Origin of the sequence: Acinetobacter sp. YH12063 (genome assembly GCF_013419715.1) — a bacterium.
GTDB lineage: Bacteria > Pseudomonadota > Gammaproteobacteria > Pseudomonadales > Moraxellaceae > Acinetobacter > Acinetobacter amyesii.
Window position 1 is genome coordinate 158,970 of sequence record NZ_VOZO01000001.1, and the last position, 24,923, is coordinate 183,892.

Sequence of the window (24,923 nt, forward strand, 5' to 3'; positions counted from 1 at the left end):
TTAAAGATATACAAAAATGGATTATAACACTATAAATTCAGGCATGGATGCCCTTCTTATTTTTAGAATTTTTCAGCTTTTTTCGAAGAAATATTGATTATTTTTTAATTCACCATTGAAAATGAGAAACTTTCTCACTATTATTCTTAATGATATTTTTTTAATTTATTTTCATATATTTATCTTGTCCATATTTGGTATTCTTTTATGAGTAAATTTAATCTCAACCCTCTTTCCGCTGCTTTATTTGGGGCAATTGTAACTACTACGAGTTTCGCACATGCTGAAACGACTGAATCTCAAGCTCAACAGATGGAAACCATTGTTGTTTCTGCAGCGGGCTTTGAACAAAAAGTAAAGGATGCTCCTGCTTCAATTACCGTGATTACGGCTGAAGACTTAAAAAATAAACGAATTACATCCGTTGCAGATGCATTAAGTGATGTAGAAGGTGTCGATGTTAGCCCTACAGCAGGGAAAACCGGTGGATTAAATATTCGTATTCGTGGTATGGACGCCGAATATACCTTAGTTTTAATTGATGGCCGCCGACAAAATAGTACAGGTGACATTGCCCCTAACGGATTTGGTGAGTCGAATAATAGTTTTATCCCCCCTGTTTCGGCTATCCAACGCATCGAAGTCATCCGCGGACCAGCTTCCACTTTATATGGTTCTGATGCAATTGGTGGTGTAGTCAATATCATTACCAAAAAAGTTTCACCAGAATGGACAGGTTCGGTCACGTTAGAAGGGACAGTGCTGCCAAATCACTCAGACTTTGGTAACCAACGCGCTGTCGATGCATTTTTAACAGGGCCAATCATTCAAGATTTATTGGGCTTACAAATCCGTGCACGTAAAGCGGAACGTGATCAATCAGATTTAATACGTAGTGATGACGATGATACTGGTGCTGAACTTAGTGGCGGAAATAGCCCAACTAAATCAGATCTAGAAACTATCGGTGCTCGCTTAACCCTGACACCGCACAGCGACCATGATATTTCAGTTGAATATGAAAAAACTGAACAATGGTATGACAATAGTAAAGGTCAATTAGGGACGCTTGGCGCAAATGGTGGTTATGGTGATGCTCAAGAATATAACCGTGAGAAAATGATCCTCGCACATACTTGGAATAATGCTATTGGCAAACTTGAGTCAAGTATTATCAATACTCAAACAGAAACGGTTGGACGTTTAATTCCTGCACGTGCACAAGGAATGTCAACAGCCATCACTCCTCGTGTGTTAGAAAGTGAAGATACGATTTTTGATACTAAATTTACCACTCAACATTTTGAAGACCACCGTATTACTCTAGGCGGTCAATGGTGGGAAGCCAGTATCAGTGATGGTTTACGTGTAAAAAAAGAAGTTTCTTTTGAGCAATTGGGTCTATTCGCCGAAGATACTTGGTCGCTGAACGACAATCTTGCATTAACACTTGGTCTTCGTTATGACGACCACGATACGTTTGGTGACTTTTGGACACCACGTGCATATTTGGTATGGAATGCAAATGAAAACTGGACCTTCAAAGGCGGATATAGTGAAGGTTATAAAGCCCCACGTTTAGAACGTTTAACTGATGGTGTGGTCAATGTCAGTGGTCAGGGTCGTACACCAACTTTTGGCAACCCAAATCTAAAACCTGAAACCAGCAAGAACTTTGAGTTTGGTACATACTTTTCTACCAATAATAATTTTGACTTCAACGTAACAGCTTTCTTTAGCCAAATTGAAGATAAAATTATGACGGGCAATAAAGAAATTAGCTGTAATACTGATAACACAACAACTTCGGGTATTAATTGGTCTAAAGCGGACTGTGAAGCATTCATGGCATCGGTGGGAACGCCGTGGGTGATGGATTATAACCGTGGCAAACCAGATTCATGGAATGTGACTCGTCCTGTGAATGCCGAAGAAGCTGAAGTTTATGGTATTGAAGCTGGTTTAAACTGGGCATTTGCCGACAATTGGAAATTTGGACTGAACTACACTTGGACTGAAACTGAAATTAAAGATAGCAGTTTAGGCAATCCTGTACTTAATGACACACCAGAACACATGGTCAATGCGTCGCTTAAATGGCAAGCTGCTGACTTTGTGAATTTATGGGCGCGTGGTGAGTATCGAAGTGAACGTGCACGTTTCACCTCAACCTATGACAATCTAACTGTAGCGAATCAACAGGTTTATGACGCCCTAGGTGACTACAAGGAATACGCATTATTACACGTCGGTTCAAACTTTAATGTAACGCCAAACTGGGATATAGGTGTTGCTCTGTACAATATATTTGATAAAAACTTTAACGATTACGAGAAAGTCGCAGATAGCTATTACAACCGTTATAGCAATACTCAGGAAGGCCGCCGTGTACAATTAAGTACAACCTTTAAATTCTAAATAACCGCATAATAAAAAACCTGCTTCGGCAGGTTTTTTTGCATAAATAATTTACGATTACTTCTTATTTAATTCACAATCATGTCTATATTTATAATCTCAATTAAACATAAAAAAATAATACATTTTATCAATATTTAAATAAAACATAGTCTTAATTAATACTTGTTATATCATTACATTAAATAGGACTATCACAATATGATTATTTATCGTGATTTACAATTACATAAAGATGTAAGAAAAAATAAGAATCATTATTATTCGCATACAAATTCACTATTCCAAATCGGGTTCGAAATGGCCTTCATTAAAACACGTAAGAAAATTGTTTCTTCAGCAATTGCTTCTTCACTTTCTGTTATTGCTGTTAATGCAATCGCACAAGAGCAAGTTACTCAACTTCCAACGATTAACCAAGAAGTTGCTGCTGAAAAAGCACCAAGCTTAAAAGTTGATAAATCTGCGAATGCTAAATTTGTTGCTCCCCTTCTTGATACACCAAAATCAGTATCAGTGATTTCTAAGCAACTGATTGAAGACACGCAAGTCACAACTTTAAGTGATGCTTTACGTACAGTACCTGGAATTACCCTCGGTGCTGGTGAAGGTGGCAATCCAAATGGCGACCGTCCATTTATCCGTGGCTACAGCTCTGAAAGCTCAATGTATTTAGATGGTATTCGTAATTCAACCTCACAAAACCGTGAAATGTTTGCCATAGAACAAGTTGAAGTCACCAAAGGTTCTGCTTCTGCTATGGGTGGTGCAGGTACTGTTGGCGGTAGCATCAACATGATTTCTAAAGTGGCTAAAAAAGGTGACTTTTTAGAAGGTTCAGTTGCTGGCGGTACAGATGCTTATGCACGTGTAACACTAGATGGCAATAAAGATTTTGGCAATGGGATTGCTGCACGTGTTGCAATAATGGGCCACATGAATGAGAAAGCAGGTCAATCTGACGGTGCTGAATATAAACGTGCAGGTATTGCCCCTAGTATTACTTTTGGCTTAGACACCCCTACTCGTGCAACTTTAAGTTATTACTATTTAAAATCGGATGATACACCTGATTCTGGTGTGCCATATAACAATCCATTTGGCGCACCTAAAACTGGTGAAATGGACTACCGCCCATTAAACGGTAACGGTAAACCGATTGATGTCAAACAAGGCATTTACTACGGTTGGAAAGATCGTGATTTCCAAAAACAAGAAAATCATATTGGTACAATTAAGTTAGAACATGACTTAACTGACAACTTGACATTGACTAATACTGCTGTTTATAGCAAATCAAAAAATGACTATCTATGGACAAACCCAGACGACTCAAAAGGTAACTTTTTTGATAAAGCAACAGGCCAAGTAACAGGCAATGTATGGGCACGTGCAAACTCACGAGTTGCGGATACAGATGGCTTTACTGATCAACTGGCTTTAACTGGTAAATTTGACACAGGCTTTTTAAAACATCGTTTTAATTTGGGCGCAGAATATTCAGATCAAGAAACAGATCGTACCCAGTATATTATTGACGGCAAAAACTCGACAGGCTCTGCACATCAATCTTGTCCGGCAGATTCGATCGCAAATGGTTGGTGTACATCAGTGCAAAACCCTGACCGTGGTAATTGGACAGGCTCTTTAAGTACTGCTGGCGCAGATCTTTATAATATCGAAACTAAAAATACTTCAGTATATTTCCTTGATAGCATTGAATTACACCCACAATGGATCTTAGATTTGGGTGTACGTTGGGATGATTACTCAACAGAGCAAACGATGACTTATGGTGCGCTCAACAGCAATGTGACCTCAAATCCTGCTAAAGCTCAAGCTGGCGATAAAGTATCAATCAAAAATGAAAAAGACTTTATTAACTGGCAAGCAGGTTTAACATTTAAACCAACTGAAAATAGCAGTATCTATGCAAGCTATGCGACATCCTCAAATCCAGTCGGTGTTGATGGTGGTGATGGCTCAGAAGGTATTACTGCAGCAATCGAAAACCTTAAACCCGAAGAGGTTAAAACTTACGAGTTAGGAACGAAATGGGATGTATTAAACGACCGTTTAAACTTAACTGCTGCAATTTTCCGTACAGAAAAAACCAATACACGTGCAACAACAACAGAGGGTACTACAAGCAACATTGGTGAAACACGTGTTGATGGTATCGAACTTGGTGTTACTGGTAATGTAACTGATAAGTGGGCTGTAATGGCAGGTTATACCTACTTAGACAGCGAATTAGTTGACGGTGGTTTCACGAAAGTCGGTGACGACTATGTTGTAAATCCAAGCAATGGTAACCAAGTTCAAAACGTTGCGAAAAACTCAGCAACACTTTGGACAACTTACCAAGTCCTTCCACAGTTCACAATTGGTGGTGGCGCTACCTACATGGATAAAGTATTTGGTAATGCTACCAATACAAAATGGGTTCCAAGCTACGTACGCTACGATGCTATGGCGCGTTATACCGTTAACAAAAATGTGGATTTACAGTTGAATGTAAATAACCTTTCTGACAAACGTTATTTCACTAAAGCCTACGCATCTCACTATGCCACTGAAGCAGAAGGTCGCAGCGCAGTTCTATCTGTTAACTTCAAATACTAAGAAAAAATAAATACCATAAATAATTTATGGTATTGACTCAAATAGCCTCGCTTCGAGGCTATTTTTGTATATGATCAAAACATTAATATTACAGTTCCAAAGGGTTAGGCCGTGATTCACCATATCCCAAATGTATTGAGTAAAGAACAGGTCAACTACTTCCGCACAGAAATGCAAAAAGTAGAATGGATTAATGGTCAAAAAACTACGGGCTCACTGTCTAAAAATGTAAAAAACAACCAACAGCTAGATATAGACCATCCATTAACACAGCATTTAGGTGACATTATTCTGCATGAATTGTCACAACACGCGCTTTTTACATCTGCGGCTCTCCCCCTCAATATTTTGCCGCCCTATTTTAACCGCTATGAAAATGGTGAAACGTTTGGTTTCCATGTCGACAATGCCATTCGCTGGATGCCTGACAGCAATCAAAAAATTCGTACCGATTTGTCCTGCACGATTTTTCTAAGTGAACCCGAAGAATATGAGGGTGGTGAACTTGTGGTAGAAGACACCTATGGCTACCACGAAGTGAAATTGCCTGCCGGAGATTTGATTTTGTATCCATCTACCAGTGTGCATGAAGTTACTCCTGTGACTGCAGGCTGTCGTATTGCATCATTTTTTTGGTTGCAAAGTATGATCCGTGAAGATGCTGAGCGTCACATGTTATTTAATCTCGATCAAAGCATTCAAAATTTGCGTATGCAATTGGGTGATGCACATAGTGAAGTCGTCAAGTTGACTAGTCTGTATCACAACCTTATCCGCAAATGGGCCGAAATTTAAAGCTTAAGGTCAATAGACATGGACAAACTGACAATGACTGATCACAACATTTTAGCGCCACTCACTCAGATTCCAGCTCATTTGCAAACCATTGCAGATTATGAAGTCGAGGCTGAAAAACACCTTTCCAACATGGTGTGGCAGTACTTGCAAGGCGGCTCGATGGATGAACACAGTGTCCGTGGCAATTTGTCTCAGTTTGAACAGATACAACTGCTACCACGTATGCTGAAAGATCTAACCCAAGGTCATACCCAAATCGAAATCTTAGGGCAACGTTTCCCACATCCTATTTTTGTAGCCCCGATAGGTCATCAACAACAATTTCATCCTGATGCTGAAGCTGCAACAGCCCTCGCTGCCGAAGTCCTTGGCAGCAATATGATCCTCAGTACGTTTACCAATACAGATATGCGTAAGTTAAAGCAGAACAATCCGTACAAATGGTTCCAATTGTATTGGCAAGGTGAGCGCGAAAAGTCATTATCACTGGTCAAGATGGCAGAAGAACATGCCTATAAAGCGATTGTGGTGACTGTTGATTCCCCGCATACAGGGATTCGTGACCGTGAACGTCGAGTGTTTTTTCATTTGCCTGAAGGCATGCAGCATCCGCATACCCCTGCACATATCCCATTGCCTGAGCTCAACGATGGCGACCATCCCGTTTTTAAAGGTCTGATGAAAATCGCACCGACATGGGCAGATATCCTTTGGCTCAGTCAAAACACCTCATTACCAATTATTTTAAAGGGCATTGTCAGTCCACATGATGCTGAACTTGCCCTGCAACACGGTGTACAAGGCATTATTGTGTCGAATCATGGAGGGCGCGTACTGGACGGTTGCATTTCCCCTCTCACCGCCTTAGAACTGATTAAAAAAGTTGTGCCTACGGATTTCCCAGTTTTATATGATGGTGGTATTCGTCGTGGTTCAGATGTGTTTAAAGCGATAGCCTTAGGTGCGTCTGCCGTATTAGTCGGACGTCCCTGCATTTATGGTTTAGCGACAGCGGGGGCTTTAGGCGTTGCCCATGTACTCAAAATACTGAAAGAAGAATTTGAGATTACGATGGCATTGATGGGAACAGCCACCGTCGATGAGATCAATAAAGATTATATTTTTCAAAAAAGCTAATTTTATAGAAAAATATTTTCCAGTAATGGCATCTTGACGCAAAAATAGGAAATTATTTCCGGAATATATGGACTAATATTTAGTTATACATTTACGAGCTTACGGTAAAGCTAAGTCATGTGAATCTTTACAGATTTATTTCGACTTTCGACTAAAGACTCCGATATTAAACTTGTAAATTGCTAGAATAGACACAATCTATATAAGTAGTACCTTGCCGTTTATCCACGACATTTATCCACGGTGCTATAAGGAGTTTTCACATGATGTTGGCAGATCCAAGCAAAAAATACCGTCGCATGTACCAACGTGTAGACTTACCAGACCGTCAATGGCCAAATAACGAAATCAATAAAGCGCCGATCTGGATGAGTACCGACCTTCGTGACGGTAACCAAGCGATCTTTGAGCCAATGAACATTGAACAAAAGTTCAAAATGTTCCAAATGCTTGTGAAAATTGGTTTCAAACACATTGAAATCGGCTTCCCCTCTGCATCACAAATCGATTTTGATTTCACGCGTTTGTTGATCGAAGGCGGTCATATTCCTGATGATGTATACATCGAAGTTTTGGTTCAAGCACGTGATCATTTGATTCAACGTACATTTGAATCATTACAAGGTGCAAAACGTGCCATCGTGCATATCTACAACTCAAATTCTCCAACCTTCCGCAATAAAGTGTTGAATGTTGATGTTGCAGGTGCAAAACAATTAGCAATTAACGCCGCAACGAAAGTCAAAGAATACGCTGCAAAACAGCCTGAAACTGAATTTGTATTCCAATACAGTCCAGAGTGTTTTACTGCAACAGAATTAGAAGTTGCTAAAGAAGTCTGTGATGCGGTCACTGAAATTTGGGAAGCATCTCCAGAGAACAAAGTGATTTTAAACTTGCCTGCAACAGTTGAAGTTTCAGGTCCAAACGTCTATGCCGACCAAGTGGAATGGATGCACCGTAATATTCAACGCCGTGACGGTGTGATCATTTCTGTGCACTGTCATAACGACCGTGGCTGTGGTATTGCCGCTTCTGAGTTGGCGATTATGGCTGGTGCTGACCGTGTCGAAGGTTGTGTGTTTGGTAACGGTGAACGTACAGGTAACGTGGACGTTGCAGCGATTGCATTGAACATGTATACCCAAGGTGTTGCGCCAAACTTAGATTTCTCAAACATTAACGAAATCATTTCAATCATTGAAGAATGCACAGGCTTGCCGGTACACCCTCGTCATCCGTATGCTGGTGATTTGGTCTTCACCGCGTTCTCTGGCTCACACCAAGATGCCATTAAAAAAGGTTTCGAGTTCCAAAAGAACGAAGAAATGTGGGATATGCCTTATTTGCCAATCGACCCGAAAGACTTGGGCCGCGACTATGATGCCGTGATTCGTGTCAACTCACAGTCTGGTAAAGGCGGTATTGCGTACTTGTTAGAATCAAATTACAACGTGGTGTTGCCTCGTCGTATTCAAATTGAGTTCTCGCAAATCGTACAGCAAAAAACAGATGAAGACGGTACCGAGATTTCTGCGCAAGCAATCTGGTCTTTATTTAAAGACACGTATGTGGCTGCCAAAGACACGCATTATGCGGCGAAAAACTACCGCTTACATGATGAAAATGGCAAACAAGTCATTGAGCTTGATGTCGAAGTGAACGGTGAGATCCAGCAATTACGTGGTGAAGGCAACGGCCCAATCTCTGCTATCTTAAATGCCTTGCAGTTACCGATTGATGTCTTGAACTATGAAGAACGTAGCATCAGTTCAGGCGCACATGCTAAAGCCTTGGCTTTAATTGAGCTTCAAGTGAAAGGTACAGGTAAGTCTGCATTCGGCGCAGGTGTGCATGACAACATCGTGACCGCATCTATCGAGGCGATTATTGCCAGCACTAACCGTTTAATTGAACAAGGTGTTTTGAGTACTGAACAAGTGATTGCTGCTGCAGTCTAATTCAATGCTATAAATATCAAATAGCAATAAAATGACTTTAGAAGGATACCCTCAAGTGGTATCCTTTTATTATTCATACTAAAGATTTAAGGCGAATTATTCCTGTGTCTTTTCCAGCTGACTCAGTGGGCTTAGTTACCCCACAAAAGTTTATTTTTGAAGAGCCGTTAGAGCTCGAATGCGATCGCATACTCCCACGTTTTGAGCTCATGGTTGAAACTTATGGCGAACTGAATGCAGACAAATCTAATGCAATTTTGATTTGTCATGCACTGTCAGGCCATCATCATGCAGCAGGTTATCATCATGAAGATGACCGTAAACCGGGTTGGTGGGACGCATGTATTGGACCAGGCAAAGCCATTGATACGTCAAAATTCTTTGTCGTAGCATTAAATAATATTGGCGGCTGTAGCGGTTCTACTGGACCGACCTCTCCAAATCCTGAAAATGACAATCGCCCTTATGGTCCTGATTTCCCATTAGTGACTGTCCGTGACTGGGTCAAAACCCAAGCCATGTTGTCTGATCGTTTAGAAATTCAGCAGTGGTATGCGGTGATTGGCGGCTCTTTAGGGGGCATGCAAGCTCTACAATGGTCTGTGGACTATCCAGATCGTTTACAAAAGTGCGTGATTATTGCCAGTACACCAAAACTGTCTGCGCAAAACATTGCCTTTAACGAAGTGGCGCGTCAGTCGATTTTGTCTGACCCTGATTTCCATGATGGTCGCTATTTAGAAAATGATAGTTATCCTAAGCGAGGTTTGATCTTGGCCCGTATGGTGGGTCATATCACTTACCTCTCTGAAGAAGCCATGAAACAAAAATTTGGCCGTGACTTAAAGTCAGGTAAATTTATGTATGGCTTTGACGTCGAATTCCAAGTCGAAAGTTATTTGCGTTATCAAGGTGAGCAATTTAGCCGTAACTTTGATGCCAATACCTATTTGATCATGACCAAGGCTTTAGATTATTTCGATCCATCACGTGAATATGAGCAATCATTAAAAACCGCGATGTCTAAAACCAAGTGTCAATTTTTAGTTGTTTCATTTACAACGGACTGGCGTTTTACCCCTGCTCGTTCGCAAGAAATTGTAGATGCATTAATTAGTAATCATAAGCCTGTGAGCTATGTGGATATTGATGCTGAACAAGGTCATGACTCTTTCTTGTTCCCGATTCCGTTATATGTGAAAAGCTTACGTGCATTCCTAGGCGGTGTAAAACACCTGCAAGAAACACCGAAGGAGACCAACTAATGCGTATTGATCATCAACTGGCTGAACGTTGGATTAAACCAGATTCAAGCGTACTCGATTTAGGGTGTGGTGACGGTGAACTGCTTGCACATATGAGCAAAAAGCACAATATTCGTGCATATGGCTTAGAAATTGATCAAGAAAAGATTGCAATTGCGGTCAGTCGCGGGTTAAATATCATCCAACAGGACTTGAACTTAGGTTTAAGTCGCTTTGCCGACCAGTCTTTTGACTATGTGGTTATGGCACAAGCCTTGCAAGCTGTAGATGCACCAGACGTTCTTTTAAGAGACATGGTGCGTGTGGGGAAACAGGCCATTATCACCTTTCCAAACTTTGCACATTGGAAGACTCGTTCTTTCCTTGCATTAAAAGGAATGATGCCTGTTTCAGACGCGTTACCCTATATGTGGTATAACACGCCCAATATTCATTTATGTACTTTCCGTGATTTTGAAGCGCTGTGTGCTGAAAATAACATCCGGATTATTAACCGACTTGCCGTGAATGGGGATCAACAAGATAGTTTACTGAGTAAACGTCTCCCAAATCTATTTGGTGAAGTCGCAATTTATCGAGTGAGCGCTCTATGAAAAAATTATTATTAAGCACGACGCTACTGATTGGACTTTTTAGCATACAAGCCCATGCGGATTATGTTGCTCCATCATCTTCAGTTTCTAGCCAAGCTGCACAATATTCAATTATGGATATTCACAGCTTAAGTAAAGCTGCTAAAGCAGGTCAGCCTGGTGCTCAGTTTTACTTAGGCACTAAATATCAACAAGGTAAAGACGTTGCAAAAGATGAACGTCAAGCTTTTGCATGGTACAAAGCTGCTGCCGATCAAGGTTTATCTGCAGCTCAGCTCAATGTGGGTCGTATGCTCGCTGATGGCATTGGGACTAAAAAAGATGAAGCGCTTGCTCGTCAATATTTCGAAAAAGCAGCCAGCCGTGGTGATAACCGCGCAAGCTTTAACTTAGCCATGATGGAAGAGCAAAAGAAAAACTACATGGGTGCATACCAATGGTATGAGCTTTCTACCCGTGATGGCATGCTCGACAACAAAGTGATTAGCTTGTCTGAAGGCAAAAAAACCGCTTTAGCAGCGAACTTAAGCCAAGACCAAATCCGTCAAGCACGTGACCGTGCGGACAAATGGATTCAAGCACAATAAGTTTTTGAATCTTAAAAAGCACCTTCGGGTGCTTTTTTATTAAATATATACTTCTAAAACAACCCATATTTTTAAAATTATAAGGGCAATACATGAAAATAAATTTTGAAGTCATTCAATATTCAAGTGGATATTATTCTGGATTAAACATACAGATTATTCCTTTTAACCTTGATCAAAATCCAAACTTGCAAAACTCTATCGTTATTGATGAACTCGCTTTTTCACTTATCGAAAAATTCTTCTTTGAACATGAAAGCCCTTGGTCACACTGGGGACCAACTTATGTTTATCCTGAAAAAATCACTACAATTATTGAAAGGCTGAATCATTATAAAAACTATCTAAATGAAAAAAAAATTTTAACTTATAAAGATAATGTTCAGCTTCTCTTTAAAAAAGAAACAAAAAATTTTAGGAAGAAATTCCCTAAATATAAAACTAAAGTAATCACTATGATTAACCAAGTCATTGGATTTTTAAAAAACATTCAAATCAACAAAATTGATGGTATTACAGTAATAGGAGTCTAAAGCACATTTAACTTCAACCAGATACGTTAAATCCTTTAAAATACTTTTCAATATTCAACATAAAGAGCGATTCTGCATGGCTTCATCTAATTGGTTATCTCAAGGCACTTTAGTTCTGGCGAGCAACAACAAAGGTAAAATTGCAGAATTTGAAAAAATGTTTGCCGAGCTTAATCTTCCTGTTGAAGTGATTCCTCAAGGTCAATTGAACATAGAAGATGCCATCGAAGACGGCCTAAGCTTTGTTGAAAATGCCATTATTAAAGCGCGTCACGCATCGAAAATTTCAGGCAAGCCAGCCATTGCAGATGATTCTGGCATTTGCGTTCCTGTACTCGGTGGCGCACCAGGGATTTACTCTGCGCGCTATGCAGGTGAACATGGCAATGATGCCGCTAACAATGCCAAGTTGCTTGCTGACCTCAAACCACTCCGTAAAGAGGGTGAAGCCATCGAAGGGATGTTTGTATGTGTCTTGGCTTTGGTCCAACATGCAGAAGACCCACTCCCACAAATTTTCCAAGGAGTTTGGCGCGGTGAAGTGATGGAAGCAGCACGTGGTGAAAATGGCTTTGGCTATGACCCACTGTTTTGGCTGCCAGAACTGAATGTTTCTAGTGCTGAATTATCAAAAGATGAAAAAAATAAAATCAGCCATCGTGGTCAGGCGATGAAATTATTTAAAGCAAGTTTGAAATAATTTGCATTGGAGTTAATCTTAATGCCAAAGATTAACTCCAATCCCTGAATAAAAATAGAATAATTATGGAACTTCAACCGATACAGATCATATGCAACGCTTGCCATCACACTTCAACTGAAATCCCGACACGCTCTTTTCTTGGTTTTCAAAAACTAAGCTGCCCTCATTGCCAGGCGCAACTGACCTACCCGCTCACCTCAGGCTTTCGTACCACTTACGCTATTTTTGCAGTGTTGATCGTACTGTCGATCATGCTTAATCTGTCGCAAGGTCAAATTGGATTTCCAGGCCTGATAGGTATCGCGATGATATATGCCCTCGTGCGTGATTGGCAGATTCGCAAACAGCTCAAGTAGTCGCCCTTTACGGGCATTTATAATTCACTTTTCATCTTAAAGCGAAAAAAGATGCAAAATTAACCCATAAAAACTGACGACGATGCAGCTCATAATCGTGCCTGAAGCAATATAACGCGCCGAAGTGCCTGTTCCTTGATAATGCGTTTCTAAAGCCACAATATTCGCTGCAGGGGGTAAGCAAAAGAGCATAAACATCACCCCAATATATTTCTCGATCTGGGGAATTGGAAGAAAGGCATAACTCAAACTACAGATCACCGCGCCAACGGTGAGTTTCATCGCATAAATACGACTACTGTTCATCAGATCACGCCATTGTACCTTGGTTTGACGCAGCCACATGCCTAAGACACACATCCCCGTGAAACTCATTCCAATTTTTGCAGCTTGATAGAGCCAATCTAAGATCTGATGTTCTTCTAAATGCTGCAGTCCAACTATTCGACAGACGCCTGCAATCATCAAGGCAAATACAGGGGGAGACATCGCCACTTTTTGCATCACGCTCGACCATGGGAGTTGGGCTGAACTGACGGCTGTCACGGCCCACATATTGCCAAAGATAGAGCCACCGACATACAGAGCCACCATCGCTGCACTAATTTCAGGGCCAAACAGTGCTAAGGCAAAAGGAAAACCCAGCCAAGCCAAGTTCAAATAACTGACACACAAGGCACGTAAACTATCTTTTAACAGCCAGCGAAATAAATAAAACATCAGCACGGCAACACTAAAGCTAAAGAGCATGAGCGCTAAACTGCCTGCTTGATAGAACACCATGTTGTAGATGATTACGGCTGGAATAAAACAGCGTGCAAGTAAGCTAGAGAAAATCGATTTGAGCGATGCGGTTCCTGATAATGATGCCAATCCGAGACCACTTAAAAAACCCAATATCGGAAGAAGAAACGCCACTACACCACCCTCACTGCTCAATCCATGCATAGTAACACTGAACATAAGCTTCGCGGCTGTCTTTAAACTGCAACATCTTGGTCACTTCACTGTCATCTACAACTGCTGAAATGTTGTGCAGACCAACAAGAGGATAACAAGATGGCTGGACTATCGATTTGGCATGTACTGATTTTTGCAATTGTGGTGATTTTACTCTTTGGTACCTCTAAGCTAAAAAACTTGGGCAAAGATGTCGGCGGCGCGGTCAAAGATTTCAAAAAATCGATGCGTGATGAAGACGCAGCAAACACACAGCTTAATGAGCCTCGCACGCTAGAGCATGAAGCTCAAAATAAAACCAATTCCTCAGTTCAAAGCTAAGGAGTTGTCATAATGCTTAATATTGGTATTAGCGAATTACTGGTGTTCAGCATTATTGCGCTGATCGTACTTGGCCCAGAAAAACTGCCTGAAGGTATCCGCTTTGCAGGTAAATGGTACGGGAAAGTTAAACGACTGATCAGTAACGTGCAAACAGATATTGACCGTGAACTTCGCATGTCCGAACTTCGTGAAGAAATGCAAAAAGAAATGCAACGTATTCAACAGCTCGAAGCGCGTATGCAGGCTCAGATGAATGAATTGCAACAAACGCAACACCCCATAGAACAGACTGCGCTAAAACAACAAGAAGCCGTCCTACCTGACAATAAAAATTTATCCCCACGTTATCAGTACATCGAACGTGGTCAGAGCACGATCTTTGCCGTGGCTACACCCCAAATGAAAAAAAAGCACGAGATTAAAACAGACCAAGCTCCTACATTAAGTTCGACCGATGCATTAGCAGAATATCAGGTGGCCGTATGACAGATCTTTCACTGAATAATTCACAGAACACTGTGCCTGATTTGGAAGAAATGCCAATCACCAAACATTTGGTGATTTTGCGTCGGCATTTGATCAAAATTACAGGACTCATTTTGATTCTGTTCTTTTGTTTATTGCCCTTTGCCAATCAAAGCTATCAATTGATGTCAGAGCCACTGCGTGCTCAACTGCCAATGACCTCATCCATGATTGCAACGGATGTAACCGCCACCTTTATGGCGCCGTTTAAGCTGAATTTCTTTGTCGCGCTAATGCTCGCGATGCCCTTCGTGATTTATCAACTTTGGGCCTTCATCAAACCTGCACTGTATGAAAAAGAGCGGCATTTGGCGATGCCCTTATTATTCGGCAGTATCGTCCTCTTCTATGCCGGAATTGCATTTGCCTATTGGGTTGCCCTGCCCTCCATCCTACATTTTTTTATGAGTGTTTCCCCTGAAACAGTCGCCCCAATGACGGACATCAATAGTTATTTAAGTTTCTGCTTAAAGCTTTTTTTGGTGTTTGGGCTGACCTTTGAAATTCCCATCATCACGCTAATTTTGATTTTGATCGGGGTGGTGTCTACTCAAACCTTGGTGGAGAAGCGTCGTTTTATTATCGTCGGCTGTTTTTTTGTCGCCATGTTTGCCACGCCACCCGATGCGCTTTCGATGATCATGTTGGCCATTCCCATGTGGATGCTGTTTGAGCTGGGTTTGTTCTTTGGCAAGCTGATTGAAAAACGACGTGCATCTGCACCTTAAACAAACTTATTTTTCGACAATTTTGGTGAGTTTTACACCTAAGAGGCTGAGATAGCCTCTTTTTTTTATGCACCCATTTAATGTTTTGCAATTTACATGCAGCGAAATCTAAACGCCTATTTCATCAGTTTGCAACATTAGCTTCAAAGCATTGTCATATTTTATCGATAGTTTTATGTGATCAACTTTTACCCAGCACACCTTTGCCAGGATTTAAATTCATGACAAACATGCCATATAACGAAGATCAAGAACTTGATAACAACACTTCGGATAACCTTCATTTTCGTGACATTTTAGAACAACGCATCAGCCGTCGTAGCTTGATTACCAAGACTGCGAGTGGTGCAGTCGCACTTGCATTGGCATCTTCATTAACGGGGTGTAATGATGACAATGACTCAGGTTCAAATAGCAATACCAAACCACCAGTTACCGATCCAAATCAAAAACCGACCAAATTCAATTTCACACCAGTGAAAAAGAATTTAGACGATATCGTGACTGTTCCTGAAGGCTATCAAGCGCATGTACTATATGCGATGGGTGACTCGATTAACCCTGCATACCCAGCATGGGATGATAACAATGTTCCTTCTGGCCCGAGCTTCCAATTCCGCTCTGGTGACTGCCATGACGGTATGAGCTTCTTTGGTTTAAATACCACCTCTGGACGTTATGATGCCAAGCAGTCTGACCAAGGTTTGTTGGTGATGAACCATGAATACATCAATCCAACCTTCTTACACCCACAAGGCCCAACCAAAGTGGATGGTCGTCGCCCTGAAGATGAAGTCATCCGTGAAGTCAATGCACACGGTGTTTCTGTGATTCAAATTGAAAAAGACAGCAAGACTCAAGCCGTTAAACTGGTACAAAATTCTCCATTTAACCGTCGTATTACCGCATCGACCGTAATGGACTTTAAAGGCCCTGTAGCAGGCTCAAGCTTAGTTTGCACGAAATTTTCAACCAATAGCCAGCAAACCCGTGGTACACACAACAACTGCGGTAATGGCTATACCCCTTGGGGCACTTACCTGACGACAGAAGAAAACTTCATTGGTTACTTCGCTCGTGCAAAAGAAGATGATGCCAAACGTAGTCCTGCTGAAATTGTGGCACTCAACCGTTATGGCCTAAAAGCGGGTGCAAACTCACGCTATGGTTGGGAAACAGCGATTGGAAGTAATGAGTCACAAGATTTATATGACCGTTGGTCAGCGAATGTTACCGGTACTCAGGCAGCAGAAGATTATCGTAATGGTCCAAACACCTTTGGTTGGATTGTCGAAATCGACCCATTTGACCGCCGTGAAAACCCCGTAAAACGTACAGCACTGGGTCGCTTTGCACATGAAGACTGCCGTGCAAGTCGCTTACGTGAAGATGACAACCTTGCGTTTTACATGGGCGATGACTCGCGCGGTGAATACATCTATAAATTTGTATCAGACCAAAAATGGAATAAAAAAGATGTCAACGGTGGCTATGCCGCGGGCGACAAATACATGAACAACGGTAAGTTATACGTTGCCAAATTTAACAATGATGGCAAAGGTCAATGGATTGAATTGAGCTATAACGTCAATGGTTTAAACCAAAGCAACAGCGTGTATCCGTTTAGTTCACAAGCAGATGTTCTGACCTTCGCACGTCTTGCTGCAGATGCTGTCGGTGCCACCAAAATGGACCGTCCTGAATGGGTCGCTGTGCATCCAGACAATGGTGAAGTCTATGTGACCCTCACCAATAACTCGAACCGTGGTACGACGCATGCACTAGATGCTGCCAACCCACGTAACTACACTGACCCTGAAGGTGGTAAAGGCAACGTCAACGGTCATATTATCCGTTTCCGTGAAGATGGTGATACAACCACAGCACTCAGCTTTACTTGGGATATTTACCTGTTTGGTGCTGAAGCAAAAATGGCGAGCAACATTAACTTATCAGGTCTTAATGACAACAACGACTTGTCTTCACCCGATGGGATGTGGTTCGACCCACGTGGTGTGTTATGGATTCAAACCGATGACGGTGCTTATACCGATACCACCAACTGTATGATGCTTGCTGCGCTACCAGGTCAAGTTGGTGATGGCACAAAAGCCACGACATCATCGGGTCAAGAAACCATTGTGGGTGCAAAACTGAATGATGAAAACTTACGTCGCTTCCTGACTGGGCCTAAAGAGTGTGAAATCACAGGTGTGACGATGACACCTGACTACAAAGCGATTTTTATCAATGTGCAACATCCCGGTGAAGATTCAGCATCCTATGCTGAACCGACCAGCCACTGGCCTGCATCACAAACCAATGCTGCAGCGACTTCTCGCCCTCGCTCAGCGACCGTTGTCATCACCCGTAAAGATGGTGGTGTGATTGCTGGCGAAGCGGTAGAACAAGCTCAGCCAACACAAAAAACCGCATAAGACACCTTTAAAAAATAAGCCGACGAATCGTCGGCTTTTTTTTATGGCTTTAAATGCACTTCTATCTGGGTGATCTGTCCTTGTTGCTCACCCTGCTGCTGTTTTTCCTGCCAATGCCACTGTGAATCCCGCATACACAATAAATTTGAACAGCGGGTGCCATACACCGGACTTTGAATAAAGGTTGAAGACAACAAATGTTCCATTTCCGCCTGAATCCCAGTATTGGGTAACAATGCTGGAATGATTTTACGTTCATCTTCCAAAATATCCCACGCAGCAGCGTCTATGTCCGCCTGTGGTTGCTGGCTTTGTAGCATCGGCAAAAATTCTTGCGTGAAACGTTTACGTAAATGTCGAGTCTTTTCCCAATGTTCAGTCATTAAACCATTGGATGTGACATACACCCCTTTGGCTAAGACTTGTGGCGCTTCACCGCGATTACTCATATAAACGGCTTGAGTGGCGTCGCCGACGAATAAATTAAAGCCTGCATAATTACATTGGACTTGTTCAAGTGCTTGCGCAAAACGAATGGGTGTTTGCTCTGATTCTAAAAATTGCTGAATCAAAGCGCCGCGTGAAGTGGGATATGTGGTCTGATCACGGCCATCACGAAAATTGGTCACAATCGCCCAACGCCCTTGGGCGGTTATCCCCATCCATGTTCCACCAGACTGTAAGTCCTGTCCTGCAATAATCGGACTATCTACCCATTGCTTTAGGCCTGCCGTCGGTCGATGATAAAACTCATCACGATTCGAAATCAGGCAGAGTGGCATATCATCCAAGACCTGCCAAGCAAAAGCCACAATGCACATATTCAACTCTCAATATCTTTACACATTGAATGTACAACATTTTTCAGCATATTCAGCTAAAATCTGTGCAAAACATAATGACAAGGAACAGCAATGCTGACATATCCAAATATCGACCCTGTGGCGATATCACTGGGGCCACTACAAGTTCACTGGTATGGTCTGATGTATTTATTGGCCTTTTTATTTGCATGGGGCTTGGCAACCTACCGTGCAAAACAACGTGACGGCTGGAACGCAGAAATGGTCTCTGACCTGATTTTCTATGGTGCATTAGGTGTCGTGATTGGTGGACGCTTTGGCTATGTCTTCTTTTATGGTTTCGATCAATTCCTTGCCAACCCATTGTGGCTATTCCAAGTTTGGACAGGCGGCATGAGCTTCCATGGCGGTTTCCTTGGGGTCATGATTGCCATGTTACTGTGGTGCAAAAAATATAAAATGACCTGGTTTCAAACCCTTGACTTTATTGCACCCTGCGTTCCAACAGGCTTGATGTTTGGTCGTATTGGGAACTTTATTGGTGGCGAACTGTATGGCCGTGCAGTGACTGACCCTAATTTTGCTTTCGGTATGATTTTCCCGACCGATCCACTCCAGTTGGTGCGCCATCCGTCGCAGCTCTATCAAGCACTCTGTGAAGGTTTAATTCTGTTTATCGTGCTGTGGTGGTTTAGTTCAAAACCTCGTCCACGTTATGCCGTTTCAGCCTTGTTCCTCATCGGATATGGTATTGCACGCTTCACCGTTGAATTCTTCCGTGAGCCGGACAATGGTCAACTGTTCATCGGATGGATGAGTAAAGGTCAGTTCCTGACAGTTCCAATGATTCTGATTGGCCTATGGATGATGTGGTATGCCTACCAGAAAAAAATCTATGACTGGGGTCCACAAAAAAGTCATTAATATTTTCTAAATGTCTTTAAGCAAGCGAGGTCTAAGCCTCGCTTTTTTATGCGCTGAAATTTACTCCTTCATACGCATTTACTGCACATGAAGTGACTGAATTAGACAACCGATCTGTGCTACAGTTTATTCAGCTTATTTTTAAACTATCGATCCATGCTTGAATTTTGGTTTAACCCCAGCGTTTCTGTACTTAAAAAAATCCTGTTTTTTATTGCGATGGCCGTACTGACCGGTGTTCTGTATTGGATGGAACCCCTAACACTTCAAGCCATTCTCATGTTCATGGGTACAGGCGTGATTTTCCTGATTTGTCGTTATTGCAAGATTCATTTTGCAGCAAAAAATCCAACAGGTTTGCTCTATCGTTTATTGACGTGGATTCCGATTGCACTGCTGTTGGCATTGGTTTTTATCAACATGAATAAGGGTGAAATTTTGATTCCGGGTGCTCAAGGCATTGGCTTTATGGCTTTGGCGATCTGCCTGCTCTCCCCGATTTCACTGCTGAATAAAAACGAGAACTCTTCGCCCGAAGGTAAAGTTTAAATGCTGACGTTTTGGTACTCTGAGCGCTGTAACCGACAAATCAAGCTCTTCATTTGTATCAGTACCTGTGTGCTTATTTTTCTATGCGCTGAACAAAAACAACTTGATCCCCGCTTTGCGGGCATAAGTTTAGCCATTGGTTTGATGATTGATCTGCTTTATAAGCTCAGACAAGACAAACTAAAAACACTGTCTCCGTCATTAAAATGGGGTTTGGCTAGTTTGCCAATTTTATGTTTAGTGTGCTTAATTTATTTTCTACCCAATGAGCAACGCTGGATTTTAGCGCTGCAATGTATGGGCTTTGCGGCAATTGGATTATTTATCGTCTCGATCTACAGTCAGCGTGCAAAAAGGTTTGAAGACTAACCTTTTTGCAGCCATGGGCTGTTAATCCGCTAAGCGGTAATAGCTGTATTTCACATTTGGAGTTCGATAGACCGCATAACCCGCTTGACGATAATCAGACACCCAATCCTTACCTGAATATGCTGCGATATGACCATAACGGCTACTTTGATTGCGGTCGATAATATAAATATCGCCTTTCTTTGGTCGATCAAACGCTAAATTAATTTTTTGATAACCAATTTTTTGTAATGTGCTGCCCCAATCTGCTGCGGCAACGGGGTGACCGTTAAAACGTGCCCCTGCGGACTCAAGTGCTAAACGAACACTGCGGGCACATTTCTGAGTACTTCTTTGGCGGGTAATGCCTTGTAAAAATCCAGTCAAACGATCGATATCGATACGCTGACCATTGCGGGATACCACATTTTTAGTCGCTGCTTTTTGAGTGGTATTGGACTTGCCCGTATTTTTACTCGCCTGAGAACGAATTATGATATTTGCCTGAACTGGAGCATGCACTTCACTCAAGTTTACATTGTGATCATAAGCCATTCTTTAACCCACACTCCCGCCTGTATTTAGGCATTCAAAAATTTTAACGAGGGTGATAGTACCGCGTAAATTATGTTTTTTCATGTAAAAAATGTAAGATTTCTTAAACAAATCTTCACATTTAAATACGATCGTCTATTTTTAATTCAATTGGATTTATTTTTGATATCAAACTCTTAATCAAAAATAGCAGCCCAAAACCACCTCTTTAAAATGAGAAAAATCACGTGTATTTTTTTAATCAAACTTATCTGTATTTTTTTCAACGCTGCGAATGTAACATCGCTCAATATATAAACAATAGAGCTTAAGTTTTCTAATTTCATTCTTGATTTAACAGACATATTGTCTCGTTAACACTTGATGTAATTGTTATAAATAGGCGTCTTCAGCCCAGACAACTCAGCGCTTGTTGCCTGCAAAATTTGGTCATCACCCAATAAACACCGTATGTTTTGGATTTTTTAAACCTGACTATATTCAAGCGCCCATCACAGTTCCTTCCACACGCAAAACAAGCTAATATGTGCCACAAGAAATTTAGCAAATTATGAGAGAGACATGCGCCAGTATTTAGACCTTTTACAACACATTCTCGACAACGGCGGCGACAAGGGCGACCGTACGGGTACGGGAACACGTTCTGTATTTGGTCATCAAATGCGCTTCGATCTTTCTCAAGGTTTCCCTTTACTCACCACCAAGAAAGTTCATTTCCGCTCTATCGTGATTGAACTGTTGTGGTTCCTTAAAGGCGATACCAATGTTCAATATTTGCAAGACAACAAAGTCTCGATTTGGGATGAATGGTCTACAGCAGAACAAACTGCGCGTTTTGGTCGTCCTGCTGGCGAATTAGGTCCTGTTTACGGTCATCAATGGCGTAATTTCGGTGCAACCAAAAAAGCCGATGGCCTATATGAACAAGATGGTTTTGACCAAATTAAATGGTTGGTCAATGAAATCAAAACCAATCCTAACTCTCGTCGTCTAATCGTGTCGGGTTGGAACCCAAATGAGGCAGGTAATGTTGCATTGCCACCATGCCATACCTTGTTCCAATTTTTTGTCCAAAACGGAAAATTATCCTGCCAATTATATCAACGCAGTGCTGACGTTTTTTTGGGTGTGCCGTTTAACATTGCCAGCTATGCCCTGTTAACACACATGATTGCGCAAGTTTGTGGTCTAGGTGTAGGCGACTTCGTTTGGACCGGTGGGGATACACATTTATATGCCAACCATTTCGAACAAGCGCAGTTGCAATTGACACGTGAACCAATGGGTCTGTGCCAATTAAAACTCAATCCTGAAATTACCGATCTTTTCGATTTTAAATTTGAAGATATTGAAATCGTAGGTTATGAATCACATCCTGCGATTAAAGCCCCTGTTGCGGTTTAATTTCAGAAATCCCAAGTGAAAAGCAAAATCCCGCTTTACCTCAAGCGGGATTTTGCATTCTAATAGACGACAAATAATTCGGCTATTTGAGTTCAAACTATGGCATTTCAAAATTTAGAAATCGTGCACGTTGTCGCTATGGATCAGCAGCGCTGCATTGGTAAAGGTAATGATTTGCCGTGGCATATTTCTGCCGATTTACAGCACTTTAAAGCCATCACCCAAGGCGGTGTGGTGGTCATGGGACGCAAAACCTTAGAGTCTATGGGACGTACCCTACCAAAACGTGTCAATTGGGTCATTACACGAGATAACACTTGGTCATTTGAAGGTACTAAAGTCGCATATAGTATCGATGAGGCGTTAACGCAAGCAGTTGCTGATGTCGCAAGTTCCGAAAAACCAACGAGTTTGTTTATTATTGGTGGTGGTGAAATTTTTAAGCAAACCATCGGCATCGCAGACCGTTTAGAACTCACGCATGTTGAACTGGATGTTCAAGGTGATGCGCATTATCCTGAAATTCCTGCGGACTTTCAAAAAGTGGCGTCAGAACAACATATCGACGACAAAACTGGGATTGCTTTTGAGTTCGCAACTTACCGAAAATAAAGAAAAATCTTAAGCTAAAAGAAAAATATGCAACAGAGTGACCAACAAGCAATGTTCAAAAAAATAGGGCGAAGTATTCTTCATGCTCTATTTAGTGTGTTTGTCCTCTGTTCTTCGATTTGGCTCTGTGCCGCCTTGTGGATACAGCAACCGGCAGGCTGGTTAGGCAGCCGCATTATCATTGGAATCTGGATTGCTTTTGCCCTGAGCATTTTAGGCATCTATATTACCCAACACTTTTTTAGCCGTCGTAAAGATGTCTTGATTTATATTGTGGGCTTTATCTGTGGTCTATTTTGGTATTTTGGCATGGAAGCGCGTCAAGATCGTGAATGGAATCCTGAAGTAGCTGAAATTCCACATTATGAAAAGCAAGGTAATCTCGTCACCTTACACAATGTGCGTAATTTCGACTGGCATACCGATGGTAGCTTTACCCCGCGTTGGGAAACTCGCCAATATGACCTGAGTCAAATCAATGGCGTCAACATCATTACCTCGTATTGGATGGGGCCGCAAATTGCCCATACACTGGTCACTTTTGATTTTGCTGACCGACCACCGCTGACGTTTTCGATTGAAATTCGCAAAGAGAAAAATGAAGAATTCTCTGCGATTGGTGGTTTTTTCCGTAAATATGAACTGAGCCTCATTGCATCAGATGAAAAAGATATTATCTATACCCGCAGCAATACACGCGGAGAACAGGTCTATTTCTTCCCCGTAAACATGCCAAAATCTGAAATGCAGGCGCTGTTTATTGAATATCTACATAAAGCCGATGAACTGCAGACTCAACCCAAATGGTACAACACACTCACTAGTAATTGTACAACACTGGTGTTTGACATGATTCAAGCGGTTTCCAAACATCAACTTCCAACCGATTACCGCTTATTTGCATCCGGTTATTTGCCGAATTATTTGCACGACCTCCATGCCATAGACCAAAATTGGGATATGAAAACATGGTATCAAAAAGCCCATGTTAACCCCCGCGTCTCTCAAATTAAGCAACTGAGCAGTGAACAATATTCGAAGTTAATCCGACAAGGTTTGCCGCATTCACAGTCTAATCCAAGCGCCAATCAATTGTAATTCTTAAATATTGATACAAATATGGCTAGCTTATCTGTGCGATATTTGCTTAGATAATTGAAATGCTTCCACGGGGAAATTCCGATGCTAAAACAAATATTTGTTGCTGCAACTTTGGTTTCAACTTTAGTGGTGACAGGCTGTGAAAGCATGCCTGCACAAGACAACACCATAACTGAAAATTTAAACCTATTACAAAACCGTACTTGGATTGCCACTCAGATTGGCAACACCCCAATCAAAACAGCACCCAATGCGCATAATATTCCAAGCATTCAATTCGATGCGGCTTCAAAACGTGTCTCAGGTGCAGATGGCTGTAATCGTATAATGGGCGGCTATAATGCTGGCAAAGACACCATAACGTTTGGCCCGATTGCAGCGACACAGATGGCTTGTCTCAATAACAATGGGCTAGACCGACAGTACCATGCAGCACTCGAAAAAGTAACGCATTATCAAGTATTTGGAAAAACATTGAAATTACTAGACCGTCATGGCAATTTATTAATTCAATATGAAAGCGCTGTTCAACCGCGTTAAATCATTTTAAAAGTCTGCTTCGGCAGACTTTTTTTATTCACTGTTCAGTCATGCCAGAGACATTTAATGCACATAAACTTGTGATTAGTATACAGACGTACATTGCAGTTTTTAGCTATAACCCCATATTAAACAT

25 protein-coding genes are annotated in these 24,923 nt (G+C 41.7%); 22 read left to right on the forward strand and 3 right to left on the reverse strand.

What is annotated here, in order from left to right:
• Positions 1-207 precede the first annotated feature (207 nt).
• The 11 genes from FTU12_RS00695 (at position 208) to FTU12_RS00745 (ending at position 12,976) form a co-directional block, all read left to right on the forward strand.
• Entirely contained in the window at positions 208-2,418 is a 2,211-nt protein-coding gene (locus FTU12_RS00695; RefSeq protein WP_180113540.1) for a TonB-dependent receptor domain-containing protein, read from the forward strand.
• 300 nt (positions 2,419-2,718) lie between these two features.
• On the forward strand, positions 2,719-5,043 hold the full coding sequence (locus FTU12_RS00700; protein ID WP_180113541.1) for a TonB-dependent siderophore receptor: 2,325 nt from the start codon (positions 2,719-2,721) through the stop codon (positions 5,041-5,043).
• A gap of 111 nt (positions 5,044-5,154) precedes the next feature.
• The gene (locus FTU12_RS00705) at positions 5,155-5,838 is read left to right on the forward strand and encodes a Fe2+-dependent dioxygenase (protein ID WP_078192711.1); all 684 of its coding nucleotides are present in this window, start codon (positions 5,155-5,157) and stop codon (positions 5,836-5,838) included.
• Positions 5,839-5,871: 33 nt separating this feature from the next.
• On the forward strand, positions 5,872-6,978 hold the full coding sequence (locus FTU12_RS00710) for an alpha-hydroxy acid oxidase (RefSeq protein ID WP_180113701.1): 1,107 nt from the start codon (positions 5,872-5,874) through the stop codon (positions 6,976-6,978).
• 263 nt (positions 6,979-7,241) lie between these two features.
• The gene (gene leuA / locus FTU12_RS00715) at positions 7,242-8,939 is read left to right on the forward strand and encodes a 2-isopropylmalate synthase (protein ID WP_180113542.1); all 1,698 of its coding nucleotides are present in this window, start codon (positions 7,242-7,244) and stop codon (positions 8,937-8,939) included.
• 104 nt (positions 8,940-9,043) lie between these two features.
• Positions 9,044-10,204, forward strand: coding sequence for a homoserine O-acetyltransferase (locus FTU12_RS00720; protein ID WP_168377871.1), 1,161 nt, complete (start codon positions 9,044-9,046; stop codon positions 10,202-10,204).
• A complete protein-coding gene (gene metW / locus FTU12_RS00725; RefSeq protein WP_067763682.1) occupies positions 10,204-10,797 on the forward strand; it encodes a methionine biosynthesis protein MetW in 594 nt (197 codons plus the stop codon). Before FTU12_RS00720 ends, metW begins: the two co-directional genes overlap by 1 nt.
• Complete coding sequence (locus FTU12_RS00730) at positions 10,794-11,384, forward strand: tetratricopeptide repeat protein (protein ID WP_078189669.1); 591 nt, start codon at positions 10,794-10,796, stop codon at positions 11,382-11,384. Before metW ends, FTU12_RS00730 begins: the two co-directional genes overlap by 4 nt.
• 92 nt (positions 11,385-11,476) lie before the next feature.
• On the forward strand, positions 11,477-11,917 hold the full coding sequence (locus FTU12_RS00735; protein WP_168377872.1) for a hypothetical protein: 441 nt from the start codon (positions 11,477-11,479) through the stop codon (positions 11,915-11,917).
• Between the two features lie 76 nt (positions 11,918-11,993).
• The gene (rdgB, locus tag FTU12_RS00740; RefSeq protein ID WP_180113543.1) at positions 11,994-12,617 is read left to right on the forward strand and encodes an RdgB/HAM1 family non-canonical purine NTP pyrophosphatase; all 624 of its coding nucleotides are present in this window, start codon (positions 11,994-11,996) and stop codon (positions 12,615-12,617) included.
• Between the two features lie 65 nt (positions 12,618-12,682).
• Entirely contained in the window at positions 12,683-12,976 is a 294-nt protein-coding gene (locus FTU12_RS00745) for a hypothetical protein (RefSeq protein ID WP_180055641.1), read from the forward strand.
• 36 nt (positions 12,977-13,012) lie between these two features.
• Here FTU12_RS00745 and FTU12_RS00750 read toward each other — a convergent pair whose 3' ends face one another.
• Positions 13,013-13,894 carry a permease gene (locus FTU12_RS00750; protein ID WP_180113702.1) on the reverse strand — a complete coding sequence of 294 codons (882 nt, stop codon included), beginning with the start codon at positions 13,892-13,894 and terminating at the stop codon, positions 13,013-13,015.
• A 141-nt stretch (positions 13,895-14,035) separates the two neighbouring features.
• Here FTU12_RS00750 and tatA point away from each other — a divergent pair, with 141 nt between their 5' ends.
• The 4 genes from tatA to FTU12_RS00770 all read left to right on the forward strand — a co-directional run bounded on the left by tatA (position 14,036) and on the right by FTU12_RS00770 (position 17,951).
• Entirely contained in the window at positions 14,036-14,257 is a 222-nt protein-coding gene (tatA, locus tag FTU12_RS00755; protein WP_078189673.1) for a Sec-independent protein translocase subunit TatA, read from the forward strand.
• A 12-nt stretch (positions 14,258-14,269) separates the two neighbouring features.
• Positions 14,270-14,746 (forward strand): Sec-independent protein translocase protein TatB, encoded by a 477-nt coding sequence (gene tatB / locus FTU12_RS00760; protein WP_180021083.1) that lies wholly within the window; start codon positions 14,270-14,272, stop codon positions 14,744-14,746.
• Complete coding sequence (tatC, locus tag FTU12_RS00765; RefSeq protein WP_180113544.1) at positions 14,743-15,513, forward strand: twin-arginine translocase subunit TatC; 771 nt, start codon at positions 14,743-14,745, stop codon at positions 15,511-15,513. The genes tatB and tatC overlap by 4 nt, the downstream gene beginning before the upstream one ends.
• A 221-nt stretch (positions 15,514-15,734) precedes the next feature.
• Complete coding sequence (locus FTU12_RS00770; protein ID WP_180113545.1) at positions 15,735-17,951, forward strand: PhoX family phosphatase; 2,217 nt, start codon at positions 15,735-15,737, stop codon at positions 17,949-17,951.
• A gap of 41 nt (positions 17,952-17,992) precedes the next feature.
• On the opposite strand, the gene FTU12_RS00775 is transcribed toward FTU12_RS00770, so the two are convergent.
• Positions 17,993-18,772, reverse strand: coding sequence for an NRDE family protein (locus FTU12_RS00775; protein ID WP_218948451.1), 780 nt, complete (start codon positions 18,770-18,772; stop codon positions 17,993-17,995).
• Positions 18,773-18,865: 93 nt separating this feature from the next.
• Between FTU12_RS00775 and lgt the strand changes: the two genes are divergently transcribed.
• The 3 genes from lgt to FTU12_RS00790 all read left to right on the forward strand — a co-directional run bounded on the left by lgt (position 18,866) and on the right by FTU12_RS00790 (position 20,596).
• The gene (lgt, locus tag FTU12_RS00780) at positions 18,866-19,678 is read left to right on the forward strand and encodes a prolipoprotein diacylglyceryl transferase (protein ID WP_180113546.1); all 813 of its coding nucleotides are present in this window, start codon (positions 18,866-18,868) and stop codon (positions 19,676-19,678) included.
• A 156-nt stretch (positions 19,679-19,834) separates the two neighbouring features.
• Positions 19,835-20,227: a hypothetical protein gene (locus tag FTU12_RS00785; RefSeq protein WP_180059546.1), complete on the forward strand. Its 393-nt coding sequence runs from the start codon at positions 19,835-19,837 to the stop codon at positions 20,225-20,227.
• The gene (locus FTU12_RS00790) at positions 20,228-20,596 is read left to right on the forward strand and encodes a hypothetical protein (RefSeq protein ID WP_180010198.1); all 369 of its coding nucleotides are present in this window, start codon (positions 20,228-20,230) and stop codon (positions 20,594-20,596) included. It begins immediately after the preceding gene.
• A 21-nt stretch (positions 20,597-20,617) separates the two neighbouring features.
• Here the strand turns inward: FTU12_RS00790 and FTU12_RS00795 are convergent, their stop codons facing one another.
• Positions 20,618-21,130, reverse strand: a complete 513-nt coding sequence (locus FTU12_RS00795; protein ID WP_168377881.1) for a peptidoglycan amidohydrolase family protein — start codon at positions 21,128-21,130, stop codon at positions 20,618-20,620.
• A 561-nt stretch (positions 21,131-21,691) separates the two neighbouring features.
• On the opposite strand from FTU12_RS00795, the gene thyA reads away from it, so the two are divergent.
• From thyA to FTU12_RS00815, 4 genes are all read left to right on the forward strand, one after another.
• On the forward strand, positions 21,692-22,534 hold the full coding sequence (thyA, locus tag FTU12_RS00800; protein ID WP_078189681.1) for a thymidylate synthase: 843 nt from the start codon (positions 21,692-21,694) through the stop codon (positions 22,532-22,534).
• Between the two features lie 99 nt (positions 22,535-22,633).
• Entirely contained in the window at positions 22,634-23,146 is a 513-nt protein-coding gene (locus FTU12_RS00805) for a dihydrofolate reductase (protein ID WP_180010197.1), read from the forward strand.
• A 27-nt stretch (positions 23,147-23,173) separates the two neighbouring features.
• Positions 23,174-24,244, forward strand: a complete 1,071-nt coding sequence (locus FTU12_RS00810) for a DUF4105 domain-containing protein (protein ID WP_180113547.1) — start codon at positions 23,174-23,176, stop codon at positions 24,242-24,244.
• Between the two features lie 84 nt (positions 24,245-24,328).
• Positions 24,329-24,787, forward strand: coding sequence for an META domain-containing protein (locus tag FTU12_RS00815; RefSeq protein WP_168377884.1), 459 nt, complete (start codon positions 24,329-24,331; stop codon positions 24,785-24,787).
• The last annotated feature ends 136 nt before the right edge of the window (positions 24,788-24,923 follow it).

Coding starts and splice junctions, on each gene's coding strand:
- tatB (WP_180021083.1), top strand. CDS start 14,270: ATGCTTAATATTGGTATTAGCGAATTACTGGTGTTCAGCATTATTGCG.
- FTU12_RS00785 (WP_180059546.1), top strand. CDS start 19,835: ATGCTTGAATTTTGGTTTAACCCCAGCGTTTCTGTACTTAAAAAAATC.
- FTU12_RS00770 (WP_180113545.1), top strand. CDS start 15,735: ATGACAAACATGCCATATAACGAAGATCAAGAACTTGATAACAACACT.
- FTU12_RS00745 (WP_180055641.1), top strand. CDS start 12,683: ATGGAACTTCAACCGATACAGATCATATGCAACGCTTGCCATCACACT.
- FTU12_RS00735 (WP_168377872.1), top strand. CDS start 11,477: ATGAAAATAAATTTTGAAGTCATTCAATATTCAAGTGGATATTATTCT.
- FTU12_RS00805 (WP_180010197.1), top strand. CDS start 22,634: ATGGCATTTCAAAATTTAGAAATCGTGCACGTTGTCGCTATGGATCAG.
- FTU12_RS00695 (WP_180113540.1), top strand. CDS start 208: ATGAGTAAATTTAATCTCAACCCTCTTTCCGCTGCTTTATTTGGGGCA.
- metW (WP_067763682.1), top strand. CDS start 10,204: ATGCGTATTGATCATCAACTGGCTGAACGTTGGATTAAACCAGATTCA.
- FTU12_RS00710 (WP_180113701.1), top strand. CDS start 5,872: ATGACTGATCACAACATTTTAGCGCCACTCACTCAGATTCCAGCTCAT.
- FTU12_RS00795 (WP_168377881.1), bottom strand. CDS start 21,130: ATGGCTTATGATCACAATGTAAACTTGAGTGAAGTGCATGCTCCAGTT.
- FTU12_RS00815 (WP_168377884.1), top strand. CDS start 24,329: ATGCTAAAACAAATATTTGTTGCTGCAACTTTGGTTTCAACTTTAGTG.
- FTU12_RS00730 (WP_078189669.1), top strand. CDS start 10,794: ATGAAAAAATTATTATTAAGCACGACGCTACTGATTGGACTTTTTAGC.
- leuA (WP_180113542.1), top strand. CDS start 7,242: ATGATGTTGGCAGATCCAAGCAAAAAATACCGTCGCATGTACCAACGT.
- FTU12_RS00790 (WP_180010198.1), top strand. CDS start 20,228: ATGCTGACGTTTTGGTACTCTGAGCGCTGTAACCGACAAATCAAGCTC.
- FTU12_RS00700 (WP_180113541.1), top strand. CDS start 2,719: ATGGCCTTCATTAAAACACGTAAGAAAATTGTTTCTTCAGCAATTGCT.
- FTU12_RS00810 (WP_180113547.1), top strand. CDS start 23,174: ATGCAACAGAGTGACCAACAAGCAATGTTCAAAAAAATAGGGCGAAGT.
- lgt (WP_180113546.1), top strand. CDS start 18,866: ATGCTGACATATCCAAATATCGACCCTGTGGCGATATCACTGGGGCCA.
- FTU12_RS00775 (WP_218948451.1), bottom strand. CDS start 18,772: ATGTGCATTGTGGCTTTTGCTTGGCAGGTCTTGGATGATATGCCACTC.
- rdgB (WP_180113543.1), top strand. CDS start 11,994: ATGGCTTCATCTAATTGGTTATCTCAAGGCACTTTAGTTCTGGCGAGC.
- tatA (WP_078189673.1), top strand. CDS start 14,036: ATGGCTGGACTATCGATTTGGCATGTACTGATTTTTGCAATTGTGGTG.
- tatC (WP_180113544.1), top strand. CDS start 14,743: ATGACAGATCTTTCACTGAATAATTCACAGAACACTGTGCCTGATTTG.
- thyA (WP_078189681.1), top strand. CDS start 21,692: ATGCGCCAGTATTTAGACCTTTTACAACACATTCTCGACAACGGCGGC.